Here is a 13,406-nt window from a genome sequence, read left to right as displayed (position 1 = left end):
GCGGCGGGCGGTATTTTGTACCATGGCAGGCATGGGCAAATTCAAGATTCATGATGCGCTGGGCCTGAGAGCAGGGAAGAACTTCCGCCTCGCTGATGTAGACCCTGCCGCTACGCCAGGTTTTAGTGGCTCTAAGGCCGACCTTGCTGCTCGCTTTGCACGTTACGACGAAGAGCTTTATGAACTCCAAGAGCGTCTTTTTGCTAATGGTCGCGCGCATGAAGGTAGCGCGCCGTCTTTACTGGTGGTTTTGCAAGGGATGGATACCTCCGGCAAGGGCGGCGCCATCCGTAATGTCTTTTCGGTCTTTGACCCGCAAGGCACCAAAACTGTGGGCTTTGGCAAACCGACGGACGAGGAATTGGCGCACGACTTTTTGTGGCGCATTCGCAAACATGACCCCCTGCCGGGCCAGGTTGTGGCGTTCGACCGCTCCCATTATGAAGATGTGCTCATCCAGCGGGTACATAAATGGGTAGACGAAGACGAAGTGGATCGCCGTTTTGCAGCCATACGGGACTATGAGCAGGGCCTTGCCGGCCGCAACGTTAAGATTTTAAAGATATTTCTGCATATCTCTCCGCAGTTCCAAAAAGAAAACCTCCTGGAGCGCACCGAACGCGAGGACAAATATTGGAAATACGATCCATCCGATATTGAGGAGCGCGGATATTGGGACGAGTACATGGCCGCTTATGAAGATGCCATTCGCCGAACAGATGAAATCTGGGCACCGTGGTATGTCCTCCCCACGGACAATAAGAAATACGCCCGCATGGCCTTGAAATTCCTCATCGTGGACGCGTTGCGCCACCTAGAGCTTTCTTGGCCTGCACCGGATTTTGATCCTGAGCAAGAACGCCAGCGCATTCTCGACTCCGAGTGAATGTCCACAAGAAAAGCTCCCTTTCTGCCGCCCAATCCCGCATGAGGAATGGAAGGCTAAGGGAGCTTGCTTCTTAGGCGGCGTTAGTTAACTCGTGGCATCTCCAGCACCGGAGCTATTGCCTTCCGCGCCGGCCTTGCCAGCAGTTTCGGAGCCAAGCTTGGCCATTTCTTCCGCAGCAGAGACCATGGCGTCCTGTCCACGGATTACGCCGTCTACTGCAGATTTCAAGGCTGCCTGCAGCTGCTCATCGGTCATGCCGGCAGCGGCAGGGATATCGCGCTCGGTGCGTACTACCAGCATGTCATCGTGCTCCGAGATAACTGCGCGGGCGCCGAAGGCGACGGAGTTGATCTGGTTAGCCGCGAGAAAGAGGCCGGCGTCGGCCTTGGAATAGGCGGCGTCGGTAGGCACATCGCAACGGACAATAACCACGGAATCAAGAACCGCGAACATAGTGGGCAGACCGTTGAGATTGGCGGTCGCTGCCTCAATATCGCTGTCCATCTTGGTCAATTCGATATCGAAGCTGCGCATGGCCTCGACAACGCGGTCAAGGGTAATCTCCGGCAGGTTGTTTTCGGTAGAGGCATTAGTCATGGTTGTGCTCCTCCCAAGTCACGAGCTGTGGGTAGTGTTCTTCCACGAAGGCGAAGGACTGCAGCATAGAATCCAGCGTGGACATCACGAAGGCGCCGATCTGGTTGCGGGACAAACCGTGGGCAATGTTGATCTCGCGCACGCCGGAAACGGCGAGGTTATTCTCGGCAGCTTCAAAGAAGCGCAGGGTCGGCGCGAAGTGCTGCTGGTTCCACTGGTTGAGCATCGTCAACAGGGTTGGTCCCTCAGAAGAAGGCACATTGCCGCGCCAAACGGAATCCGCCACGAGCACATCATCGCGCACCTGCATGGCGATGGCGACGTTGGAAAAACCAGTGCGCAGAATCTGCACGGTCTCTTCCTCGCTCACTGGCTGCTCTTCGAGGCGGTATTCCAGGTTCTCAGATGCAAAGATCTCGCCGATGCGCTCGAGAGTTACAGGCTCTACCGGCGTATCGGGATACAGGGTTGGTTCTTCAGACACTTAAGTAGTCTCAATCCATGTACTAATCGGGGATAAAGGTCAACCTTTGCTAGTTTACCTAACTGAACTGATGCTTTCCGCCCGTCCAGGAATGTCGCGGGTCTTGTCCGTCACTCGGCTCACAACTCGACGTGGCCGACGGCCGATTGAGCCGGGCCGCAGTTTCCCATTCCGCAAGTCCAGTGGTGCACATACGTGTTAGTGGACTGCCCATCTGAGGACGGGCAGCGGTAAAACGCATTAGTAATCACTAGGCTCGAGCATCTGAGCGAGACAAACCACAGTGGAGCCCACCCCAGCTGCTACCTCGGAGTCCATGAGTCTCTCCGATTTCTCTCAGCTCGCCTCCGGCGTGATCATTTCCTGCCGTGACGAGCACTGGCTGGTCAGCAACGTCGCGCGCACCACCGACGGCTTCCGTATCCGGGCGGCGGCGTGAGCGACTACGTACGCGATACCACCGCCACTTTCTTTACCGCACTCGATGACATTGAGGTCTTTGACCCAGCGAAAGTTACCGTCCGCCCAGATGAGTCACCGTAATTTCGCCACACCTGCCTGTGGCTGGAATCCACGCTGCGCCGCACGCCGGTGCCGCTGTACCAAAAGCAGCTGGAGGTGGCCACGCAGATGCTGGCGGACCCGCTGGATTATCAGCTGTCTGCGGTGAAGTTGGCGCTTTCAGATGAGCGCCTGTAGAGGCAGGAAGAGGATGCCGGCGCCCATGGCTGTCCCAAACAGTGCGAGCACCCAACTCCAGGCGGGGCCTTCGGACTTGGTGGCTGCACTGCTTATCGACGCCGACCCGGCAGCACTATCGCCGGTGCCATTTGCGTGGGGCTTGGAAGTAGTCATCGATTCTACTTTCTAAAACTCCACCTCGTTGCGGAAATCGAGCGGGTCATACAGTGGCTGCAGTCCCGGCCGCGACCGAGCTCGTCCGAGCCAATCGCTACTATTTCTATGACTGCGGCTATCAATTTCTTAGCGATGCTTAGTGGTGCAGTTTGACGACAAGCTCCTCATGGTGCCTCTTAGCTTCATCACCTCACAGGATATCGTCGAAAAGCAGCTCTCTACGGTTGCTCGGTGTAAGCCGCTCCTGCGCGCGCTCGGTACACGCCCCATCGCCCGGCGGAGCTTGCCAACGCCCCGTCCCTCCACCACTGCGACGACTCTAACGGTGGCGGACATCGCGGCCCGCTAGCGAGCTGGGTGCATAACTTGGGGCGGGATGGTGTCTCTGCGCGAATTTTAGGGGTCGGGGTGTGGGGTGTAGGTACGCCGTGCAACGCACGGGGGAGTAGGGCGTTCCTGCTACTGAGAATCAACGTCCTCAGCGATGAGGCTTGCTGCATGCTCGCGTAGGTAGTCGCGCATGTATGGCAAAGCGAAGTCGACTTCGCCGTGGCCGGTGGTGGTGATCATTTCGGCGTCGAGAAGCCGGCGGCGGTAGTTGCCCACATAAGAATCTGTTTTATTGAAGCGAGCCTTGATATCCGATATTTTGGTGGGGCCATCATTTTGGGCCATGTAAACCAAGAAGCTTCGGTCGACGTTCGAGAGGTCCGATAGTGCCGGCTCGTGGACAAGCTGGCCGAGCTTGCGCTGCGCAGTTGCGACTGCTCGCTGAGCAGAGTCAATGGAAATTTCGGAGCCGTCATCCGAAATGCGTTCTTTTTCCCTAAATGAGCATTGGCCAACGAGTTGAATCATGAATGGGTAACCATGACATGCCTCGACTGCGGTTTTAAGAGCGTCCTGTGACCATGAGGTTGCGGCGCTGTGGAGGGGCTCTTCCAATGCTTCACGAACATCCGAATCGGAGACTCTACCTAGCTCAATGCGGTTTGCGCGGCGAAGGAAAGTGACTGGATTGGCATCGCCGTGGCTGTTTAGCTTCCCGGAAAGCAGCGGCCTGATTGAAGATGGGATGCCCGCCATGACTACGGAAATGTCTTCACCCTCACGGATGAGGTGCTGTATTGTGGCCCCGAACTCTATGAGCTCTTGGCTGCGTTGGTGGTGCATCTCATCCAGAGTTACGAGCACTCCGCCGGGCTCCTGGCGGGCTTTCCGGTCCAGTTCGCGTTTATAAGCCAGCAGATCCTTAAGCGCATTGCGTAGCGAGTATGTTGATTCCGCGATAGCGCGGGTATCCCAATTAAGGCCGCCACCAATGCCGAGGATGGAGACGTTGAGCCCCTTGAGTTGCTTCCTGTCCTGGGACAGGCGTTGGATAATGCTGCTGCGGAAGCGCTCAACAAAACCAGTTGTTGCAGTATCGCTGAGCGTAAGCCAGCCGCGCGCGAGTGCTTCATCTTCGAAAGCGTTGAGCAGGACGGTTTTCCCGATGCCGCGGGGGCCAATGATGAGAGAGATTCTCTCATGGGCGCCGGGTCCCTCATCGAGTGCAAAACCGAAATCATCAATGGCATCGCTGCGACCAACCAGCAACGGGGGAGTGGCGCCAAGGGTGGCTGTAAAGGGATTGGTGTGCTTTGGCTTCATGCTCTCACTATAAGCCACAGGGCTTTTGAAGTCTTGTGAAGTTTATGAAGGTTTTGAATTCTTTGAAGTTTGTGAAGAGCTTTGAAATGTGAGCAAAAGGACGTACGGCTCCTCCGGGGGGCACTATTGCGTTGAGGGAGCCTAATTCAGTCGGTCTGCGGAGGATTGAAGACGACGCACATAAATGAAGTAGCGAAAGCCACCGGGTGGAAACAAGCTATCAACCAACTAGCCGTGGCTTACCCCAACCGATTCGCGGATTACTTGTAAACCAAGCCTCCGCACACAAAGAATCGGACACCCTCCTCGCGCGGGGCGGGGACTAGGTGTTCGGCGGAAAAACTCACTGCTTGATGTGCCTCCTTCTTTTCGCCCTCACCCAAATGGTGGGGAAGGTGCTAGAGTATTTTGTGTCTAACAGCATAGACATTTTTGAGACCATCAACCGGCATCCTTTAAAGACCGCACCGTGAGGCGGGGAAGGAGGTCACGATGAGTGGAACTGACGCTACCGCGAACAAGCTAGAGCTTTTAAGCTCTGATGACGTTTCGCGTACCGTTGCACGCATCGCGCACCAGATCATTGAAAAAACGGCGCTCGATTCCGCAGATGCACCGCGGGTCATTCTGCTTGGCATTCCCTCTGGTGGCGTGCCACTTGCACAGCGCCTAGCGCACAAGATTGAAGAATTTTCCGGGGTTGCAGTCCCATGGGGCTCCCTCGATATCACTCTTTACCGCGATGACCTTTTGAATAAGCCGCATCGCGCACTCCAACCGACGACGATTCCCACCGGCGGCATCGATAACTCCACCGTTATTTTGGTCGACGATGTGCTGTACTCCGGCCGCACTATCCGCGCCGCCTTGGACGCGTTGAGTGACGTGGGCCGTCCCGACATCATTCAGCTGGCCGTCCTCGTAGATCGCGGCCACCGCGAGGTTCCTATCCGCGCCGATTATGTGGGTAAGAATCTGCCCACCGCGCGAGAAGAAGATGTCACCGTATACAACAGCGAGATTGACGGCCGAGATGCGGTCGTATTGACCCGAGCCGCCGCTACTACTAGTGGAGCTGGCTCCGAAGCGGGGGAGGCATAGCCATGAAGCACCTCATCGATATGGCAGAGCTAGACCGAAGCGAGATTATCGGTCTGATGGATGAAGCGGATCGCTTCCGCGAGGCCCTGGAAGGCCGCGAGGTAAAAAAGCTGCCGACCCTGCGGGGCCGGACCATCTATACCCTCTTTTATGAAAACTCCACCCGCACCCGCTCTTCCTTTGAAACCGCCGGCAAGTGGATGTCCGCGGACGTCATTAATCTGTCAGCCTCCAGCTCCTCGGTAAAGAAGGGCGAGTCTCTGAAGGATACGGGTCTTACCTTGGCCGCCATCGGCGCCGATGCGATCATCATGCGCCACCCTTCCTCTGGTGCGCCGCAGCAGTTGGCCCAGTGGGTAGCCCCTAACGGTAAGGGACCTTCGGTGATCAACGCGGGCGACGGCGCGCACCAGCACCCAACCCAGGCGCTGCTCGACGCCGTCACGATGCGCCAACGCCTTGGACTGCACAGCGAGGAAGGCTTTGCCGGCCTGAAGGTAAAGATTGTGGGCGATTGCCTGCACTCGCGCGTCGTGCGCTCCAACGTAGATTTGCTCACCACTCTCGGCGCTGAGGTAACCCTCGTAGGCCCAGCCACCCTCATGCCCTTTGGGGTAGAAAATTGGCCGGTGCGTGTGTCGTATGACTTTGATGCGGAAGTCGCAGACGCCGACGTCATCATGATGTTACGCGTACAGCAAGAGCGCATGAACGGCGGGTTCTTCCCCTCCCACCGCGAATACGCCAACCTCTTTGGCCTATCCAAGGAGCGCGCGGCGGCCATGCACAAGGACGCCATCGTCATGCACCCAGGTCCGATGCTGCGCGGCATGGAGATCAACTACGGCGTCGCAGATTTGGACAAAACTGCGGTCCTACAGCAGGTACACAACGGTGTGCACGCCCGCATGGCGGTGCTGTTTACCCTGCTGACCAATGGCGAAAACGCCGGCATCTAAAACCGCGACCCACACTCAACTTTAGGGAGAGACAATGACTACTTACCCGGAAACCGGTCGCCTTTCCGCGCCGGCGGAATCCCCACTGGTGATTAAGAATGTGCGCCTGTACGGCGAAGGCGAGCCCACCAATGTCGTGGTCAAGGACGGCATCATCGCTACCATCGGTGCTACGGCAGAAGCCGAGGATGCACAGGTCATCGACGGCGAGGGCAACGTGCTCTTGCCAGGTTTGGTGGATATGCACGTGCACCTGCGCGAGCCCGGTCGCGAGGATACCGAGACTATCGAGACCGGCTCCAAGGCTGCCGCCAAAGGCGGTTTCACCGCAGTGTTTACCATGGCTAATACCAACCCAGTGACCGACCAGCCGATCATCGCTGAGTCCGTATGGGCCAAGTCCCAAGCACTGGCGCTGTGCGACGTCCATCCAGTGGGCTCCATTACCAAGGGCCTGGAAGGCAAGACCCTTACAGAGTTCGGCATGATGGCTCGTTCGGACGCCAAGGTGCGCATGTTCTCCGATGACGGCAAGTGCGTCCAGGATCCGCAGCTAATGCGTCGTGCTTTGGAGTACGCCAAGGGCATGGACGTGCTGTTGGCTCAGCACGCCGAGGATGACCGCATGACCGGCGGTGCTTCCGCCCATGAAGGCGAGACCGCAGCCAAGTTAGGCCTGCGCGGTTGGCCGCGCGTGGCGGAGGAGTCCATCGTGGCCCGCGACGCCCTATTGGCGCGCGACTACGGCAACCGCGTACACATCTGCCACGCCTCGACCCAGGGCACCGTGGAGCTACTGAAGTGGGCAAAGGAGCAGGATATTCCTCTCACTGCCGAGGTAACCCCGCACCACCTGTTGATGACCGATGACAAGCTGCGCACCTACGATGGCCTCTTCCGCGTCAACCCGCCGCTGCGCGAACAGCGCGATACCGAGGCCCTGCGCGAGGCGCTGCTCAATGGCACCATCGACTGCGTTGCCACCGACCACGCCCCGCACGGCTCCGAAGACAAGTGCGTCGAGTTTGAAAATGCCCGCCCTGGCATGTTGGGCCTGGAATCTTCTTTGGCCGTCATCGCCAAGATCTTCGTCGAGACTGGCCTGGCCGATTGGCGTTTTGTTGCCCGCATCATGTCCGAGCGCCCTGCAGAAATCACCCGCCTGCCGGGCCACGGCCGTCCCATCGCAGAAGGCGAGCCAGCTAACTTGACCATTGTGGACCCAGATCACCACTGGGTTTCTGATTCCTCCACGCTGGCCTCCAAGTCCGAAAACAACCCGTACGCTGGCGAAGAATTTGGTGCCCGCGTTACCCACACCATTTTGCGAGGCGCCGTCACTTTTGACTTGGCAGCCTCCGAAGAAGACTAACCTTGCACACTGAAACCACCTATATGGCAGAGAAAGGCCACGACGTGACTGATAGAACCCCAGCAATCCTCGTTCTCGCGGACGGGCGCACCTTCCGTGGTTATGGCTTTGGCGCCACCGGCACCACCTTGGGCGAGGCCGTATTCACCACGGCGATGACCGGCTACCAGGAAACCATGACGGACCCGTCCTACCACCGCCAGATCGTGGTATCCGCCGCGCCGCACATTGGCAATACCGGTTGGAATGATGAGGACAACGAGTCCCACGGAAACCGCATCTGGGTTGCTGGCCTCGTTATCCGCGACCTTGCACAGCGCGTATCCAACTGGCGCGCAGAGCGCAGCTTGAGCGAAGAGATGGAAAAGCAGGGGGTCATCGGCATTCGCGGCATCGATACCCGCACCTTGGTTCGCCACCTGCGCAACTACGGCTCCATTGCCGCCGGCCTGTTCTCCGGCGAAGATGCTCAACGCCCAGTAGAGGAGCTGCTCAAGGAAGTTAAGTCCCAGGACTCTATGGAAGGCGCCGATCTCGCCGCGGAGGTTTCTACCGACGAGCCGTACACGGTTGAAGCCGTAGGGGAGAAGAAGTACACCGTCGTTGCCTTCGACATGGGTGTGAAAACCGCAACCCCGCGCCACTTTTCTCAGCGCGGCATCGAAACTATCGTCGTGCCCGCAAATACCTCCTTTGACAAGGTGAAGTCCTATAACCCGGATGGCGTCTTCGTCTCCAACGGCCCGGGCGACCCGGCTACCGCCGACGAAATGGTGGGCATCATCAAGCAGGTGCTCGAAGCCAAGATCCCGTTCTTCGGCATCTGCTTTGGCAACCAGCTCCTGGGCCGCGCGCTTGGTCTGGACACCTACAAGATGAAGTTCGGCCACCGTGGCATCAACGTGCCGGTGCGCAATAACGTGACCGGCAAGATCGACATCACCTCCCAGAACCACGGCTTCGCGCTGAAGGCGCCGGAAGGCTATGACCTAAACAGCAACGACGCCGAGTTCGCCACCGACTTCGGCCCCGCGCAGGTCACTCACATCTGCCTCAACGACAACACCGTGGAGGGCGTGGCATTGCGCAACGGCATGGCCTACTCCGTGCAGTATCACCCAGAATCCGCTGCGGGCCCGCACGATGCCAACCCTCTATTCGATCAGTTTGAAGAACTGATGGCTAACCACACCCCAAATAAGTAGACAACCAGGAAAAGGAAGAATAACTATGCCAAAGCGCAACGACATCAACCACGTCCTGGTCATCGGCTCCGGCCCAATCGTCATCGGCCAGGCTTGCGAGTTCGACTACTCCGGCACCCAGGCCTGCCGCGTGCTCAAGGAAGAGGGCCTGCGCGTAACGCTGGTCAACTCCAATCCGGCCACCATCATGACCGACCCCGAGTTTGCGGACCACACCTACGTCGAGCCTATCGAGCCGGAATACATCGAAAAGATCCTGGTTAAGGAGCGCGAAGAGGGCAATCCCATCGACGCCGTGTTGGCTACCCTGGGCGGCCAGACTGCGCTGAACGCCGCAGTTCAGCTGGACCGCCAAGGAATTTTGGACAAGTACGGCATTGAGCTCATCGGTGCCGATATTGACGCCATCGAGCGCGGCGAGGACCGTCAGAAGTTCAAGGACATCGTCGCCTCCATCGGCGGTGAGTCCGCCCGCTCCGCTGTGTGCCACAACATGGATGAGGTCCACGAGACCGTCGACAAGCTTGGCCTGCCTGTCGTAGTCCGCCCGTCCTTCACCATGGGTGGTTTGGGCTCCGGTCTGGCCTTCAATAATGAGGACTTGGATCGCATTGCCGGCGGCGGCTTGGCCGCATCCCCTGAGGCCAACGTGCTCATTGAGGAATCCATCCTGGGCTGGAAGGAATACGAGCTCGAGCTCATGCGCGATGGCGACGACAACGTCGTAGTTGTTGCCTCCATCGAAAATGTCGACGCCCTCGGCGTGCACACCGGCGATTCCGTCACCGTCGCCCCGGCGCTGACCCTCACTGACCGTGAGTTCCAGAAGATGCGTGACTTGGGCATTGCCATCATCCGCGAGGTCGGCGTCGATACTGGCGGCTGTAATATCCAGTTTGCGGTCAACCCGGATGACGGCCGCATCATCGTCATCGAGATGAACCCGCGCGTGTCCCGTTCCTCCGCGCTGGCATCCAAGGCCACCGGTTTCCCAATTGCTAAGCTGGCGGCCAAGCTCGCCATCGGCTACACCTTGGACGAGGTGCAAAACGACATCACCGGCGAGACCAAGGCCGCCTTCGAGCCCACCTTGGACTACGTCATTGTCAAGGCCCCGCGCTTTGCTTTTGAGAAGTTCCCGGGTGCCGATGACACCTTGACTACCACCATGAAGTCTGTGGGCGAGGCCATGGGCATCGGCCGTAACTACATCGCGGGCCTCAATAAGGTCATGCGTTCTTTGGAAAACAAGCCGAATGGTTTCTGGACCAAGCCGGATCAGTACTTCGCCGGAGAGCGGGCTACCGACCTGCAGGCGGTGCTCAAGGACCTGGAGCGCCCAACCGAGGGCCGCATGTATGACATCGACCTGGCCCTTCGCCTCGGCGCTTCTGTAGATGAGGTACATGAGGCCTCTGGCGTTGATCCCTGGTTCATCGCTGAGCTGGCTACGTTGGTGGCCTTCCGCCAGGAGCTTATCGACGCCCCAGTGCTCACCGAGGAGCTTTTGCGCGAGGCCAAGGTCTTTGGGCTTTCCGACGCCCAGATTGCCGCCCTTCGCCCCGAATTCAACGGCGAGGATGGCGTACGTAGCCTGCGCTGGCGCATGGGTATCCGCCCCGTGTACAAGACCGTAGATACCTGTGCCGGCGAATTCGAAGCACAGACCCCGTACCACTACAGCTCCTATGAGCTTGACCCGGATGCCGAGACCGAGGTTCGTCCGGCACCGGAAGGCTCCAAGGGCAAGGTCATCATTTTGGGCTCTGGCCCGAACCGCATTGGTCAGGGTATCGAGTTTGACTATTCCTGCGTTCACGCGGCCCTTGAGCTTTCGGAGCAGGGCTACGAGACCGTCATGGTCAACTGCAACCCGGAGACCGTCTCCACCGACTATGACACCGCAGACCGCCTCTACTTCGAGCCGCTGACCTTCGAGGACGTCATGGAGGTTTACCACGCGGAGGCCGCTTCTGGTGACGTTGCTGGCGTGATTGTCCAGCTGGGTGGCCAGACTCCGCTGGGCCTTGCTGCCCGCTTGGAGGAGGCAGGCGTTCCGGTTGTGGGCACCAGCCCGGCAGCGATTGATTCCGCCGAGGACCGCGGCGAATTTGGCAAGGTCCTCGACGAGGCAGAATTGGCAGCACCGGAGTACGGCACCGCCACTTCCTTCGCGGAGGCCCGCGAGGTTGCTTCCTCCATCGGCTACCCAGTACTGGTTCGTCCGTCCTACGTGCTGGGCGGCCGCGGTATGGAAATCGTTTACGACGAAAAGGCGTTGGAAGACTACATCGAGCGTGCCACCGAGCTGTCTCCGGACCACCCGGTTCTGGTGGACCGCTTCCTGGATTCTGCCATCGAGATTGATGTTGATGCCCTGTGCGACGGCAACGAGGTCTACCTGGGCGGCGTCATGGAGCACATCGAGGAAGCCGGCATCCACTCGGGTGACTCTTCCTGTGCTCTGCCGCCGATGACGCTGGGACCAGAGGATATTGAAAAGGTCCGCACCTCCACCCGTCTGCTGGCGGAAGGCATTGGCGTTAAGGGTCTGATGAACGTTCAGTTCGCACTGAAGGATGACATCCTCTACGTCATTGAGGCCAACCCACGTGCTTCCCGCACCGTGCCGTTTGTCTCCAAGGCCACCGGCGTACCACTGGCTAAGGCAGCCTCTCGCGTCATGATGGGCTCGAGCATCGCGGATCTGCGCGCCGAAGGCATGATTCCTTCCGAATATGACGGTGGTTCTCTGCCACTCGAGCACCCGATTGCCGTCAAGGAAGCAGTCTTGCCATTCAACCGCTTCCGCCGCCCCGATGGCAGCCTGCTCGATACGCTGCTGTCGCCGGAAATGAAGTCCACCGGTGAGGTCATGGGCTTGGCTACCAACTTTGGCGCGGCCTACGCCAAGGGCGAAATCGCGGCTTTTGCCGTGCCGCCCACGGAGGGTACCGTCTTCGTTTCCGTTGCGAACCGCGACAAGCGCACCCTGATTTTCCCGATCCAGCGCTTGGCTCACATGGGCTACAATATTGTCGCCACCGCCGGTACGGCGCAGATGCTGCGCCGCAACGGTATCGAGTGCGAGGTTGCTGCCAAGGTCTCTGAGGCCAAGGACGGCGAAGAGTCCATCGTGGATAAGATCTTCAATGGCGAGATCGACTGGATTCTCAACACGCCTGCTGGCTCTGCCGGTGCACGCCACGATGGCTACGATATCCGCGCCGCCGCCGTGCACATGGAAATCCCACTGGTGACCACCGTGCAAGGCGTAACCGCAGCTGTCCAGGGCATCGAAGCGATGCGCATTGGAAACCTGCAGGTACGCGCACTCCAGGAGCTTGAGCATGGCCCACAACACTAAAGGATTTGGCGAGCGGCTAGAAGAAGCCGGTCAGGAACGCGGGCGCCTGTGCGTTGGCATCGACCCACACCCATATCTCTTAGAAAAGTGGGGGTTGGAGCCCACCGCTGATGGTCTGCGAACCTTTAGCATGCGCTGCGTTGAAGCCTTTAGCGATACCGCCGCCTTGGTAAAGCCACAGGTTGCTTTCTTTGAGCGCTTTGGCTCCCAGGGCTTTGCGGTCCTCGAAGAAGTCCTGGCTTCCCTGCGGGACGCGGGGTGCCTTACTGTTGCCGATGCCAAGCGCGGTGATATTGGCTCCACCATGGCCGGCTATGCAGATGCGTGGCTCGGCGATAGTTCGCCGCTGCGCGCAGATTCCGTGACCGTGTCGCCCTATCTAGGCGTTGGCGCACTGGGGCCCGTTTTCACCAAGGCCGAAGAAACCGGCCGCGGGGTATTCGTCCTGGCGGCTACTTCCAACCCGGAGGCACGTGCCATCCAGTCGGTCCCGGTGGGCGAGGAGAGCACCATCGCTCAAGGCGTCGTCGATGAATGCGCCGCGTTCAATGTCGAGGCGCACAAGGCTGGCAAGCCTGGCGATGTCGGCGTAGTCGTCGGCGCTACGTTGGACCACCCGCCGCGCCTCGATGCGCTCAATGGTCCGGTTCTTCTGCCCGGCGTTGGCGCCCAGGGCGCTGGTCCAGAGCAGGTGCACGGCATTGTTTCTGCGCATCCATCGCTGGGATTCGCCAATGTGTCCCGAGCAGTGCTGGAGCAGGGTCCTGGCGTTGCTGACCTGCGCAAAGTGGTTGATCAGGTGGCGGCAGAGTTTCGGGACTAATAGGGGCGGCGTGGCTGATTATCGGCCGCGCCGTTTACCTGGTACTTTGTTTAAGGTATGTGCGGTGACGTGCTAAAATAGGCGTGCTTTTGGACCCG

Annotated in this window: 12 protein-coding genes; 9 read left to right on the top strand and 3 right to left on the bottom strand. The window is 59.0% G+C overall.

The genetic code is table 11. The features are described from left to right. The first annotated feature begins 31 nt into the window (after positions 1-31). Positions 32-886: a PPK2 family polyphosphate kinase gene (locus tag QP971_RS02285; protein ID WP_284787045.1), complete on the top strand. Its 855-nt coding sequence runs from the start codon at positions 32-34 to the stop codon at positions 884-886. An 87-nt stretch (positions 887-973) separates the two neighbouring features. Here QP971_RS02285 and QP971_RS02280 read toward each other — a convergent pair whose 3' ends face one another. Beyond that, a complete protein-coding gene (locus QP971_RS02280) occupies positions 974-1,486 on the bottom strand; it encodes a YbjN domain-containing protein (protein WP_284787046.1) in 513 nt (170 codons plus the stop codon). Next, on the bottom strand, positions 1,479-1,970 hold the full coding sequence (locus tag QP971_RS02275) for a YbjN domain-containing protein (RefSeq protein ID WP_049378231.1): 492 nt from the start codon (positions 1,968-1,970) through the stop codon (positions 1,479-1,481). Before QP971_RS02275 ends, QP971_RS02280 begins: the two co-directional genes overlap by 8 nt. 283 nt (positions 1,971-2,253) lie before the next feature. Here QP971_RS02275 and QP971_RS02270 point away from each other — a divergent pair, with 283 nt between their 5' ends. After that, the gene (locus tag QP971_RS02270; RefSeq protein WP_193393077.1) at positions 2,254-2,409 is read left to right on the top strand and encodes a hypothetical protein; all 156 of its coding nucleotides are present in this window, start codon (positions 2,254-2,256) and stop codon (positions 2,407-2,409) included. 285 nt (positions 2,410-2,694) lie between these two features. Then, positions 2,695-2,841, top strand: coding sequence for a hypothetical protein (locus tag QP971_RS02265; RefSeq protein ID WP_162531647.1), 147 nt, complete (start codon positions 2,695-2,697; stop codon positions 2,839-2,841). A 446-nt stretch (positions 2,842-3,287) separates the two neighbouring features. Here the strand turns inward: QP971_RS02265 and QP971_RS02260 are convergent, their stop codons facing one another. Continuing rightward, the gene (locus QP971_RS02260) at positions 3,288-4,481 is read right to left on the bottom strand and encodes an ATP-binding protein (protein ID WP_284787048.1); all 1,194 of its coding nucleotides are present in this window, start codon (positions 4,479-4,481) and stop codon (positions 3,288-3,290) included. 492 nt (positions 4,482-4,973) lie between these two features. On the opposite strand from QP971_RS02260, the gene pyrR reads away from it, so the two are divergent. Genes pyrR through pyrF form a run of 6 tightly spaced genes read left to right on the top strand, consistent with a single transcriptional unit; the run spans position 4,974 to position 13,308 of the window. Further along, positions 4,974-5,582: a bifunctional pyr operon transcriptional regulator/uracil phosphoribosyltransferase PyrR gene (gene pyrR, locus QP971_RS02255; RefSeq protein ID WP_049378229.1), complete on the top strand. Its 609-nt coding sequence runs from the start codon at positions 4,974-4,976 to the stop codon at positions 5,580-5,582. Between the two features lie 2 nt (positions 5,583-5,584). Next, positions 5,585-6,541: an aspartate carbamoyltransferase catalytic subunit gene (locus QP971_RS02250; RefSeq protein WP_049378228.1), complete on the top strand. Its 957-nt coding sequence runs from the start codon at positions 5,585-5,587 to the stop codon at positions 6,539-6,541. A gap of 34 nt (positions 6,542-6,575) precedes the next feature. After that, positions 6,576-7,913, top strand: a complete 1,338-nt coding sequence (locus QP971_RS02245) for a dihydroorotase (RefSeq protein WP_284810757.1) — start codon at positions 6,576-6,578, stop codon at positions 7,911-7,913. Positions 7,914-7,936: 23 nt separating this feature from the next. Beyond that, positions 7,937-9,118 (top strand): glutamine-hydrolyzing carbamoyl-phosphate synthase small subunit, encoded by a 1,182-nt coding sequence (gene carA / locus QP971_RS02240; RefSeq protein WP_284787080.1) that lies wholly within the window; start codon positions 7,937-7,939, stop codon positions 9,116-9,118. A 25-nt stretch (positions 9,119-9,143) separates the two neighbouring features. After that, on the top strand, positions 9,144-12,485 hold the full coding sequence (gene carB, locus QP971_RS02235) for a carbamoyl-phosphate synthase large subunit (RefSeq protein WP_284810755.1): 3,342 nt from the start codon (positions 9,144-9,146) through the stop codon (positions 12,483-12,485). Further along, positions 12,469-13,308 carry an orotidine-5'-phosphate decarboxylase gene (pyrF, locus tag QP971_RS02230; RefSeq protein WP_284810753.1) on the top strand — a complete coding sequence of 280 codons (840 nt, stop codon included), beginning with the start codon at positions 12,469-12,471 and terminating at the stop codon, positions 13,306-13,308. Before carB ends, pyrF begins: the two co-directional genes overlap by 17 nt. Positions 13,309-13,406 lie beyond the last annotated feature (98 nt).

The organism is Corynebacterium marquesiae (assembly GCF_030229635.1).
Lineage (GTDB): Bacteria > Actinomycetota > Actinomycetes > Mycobacteriales > Mycobacteriaceae > Corynebacterium > Corynebacterium marquesiae.
This window is presented reverse-complemented; position numbering and strand designations above follow the sequence as displayed.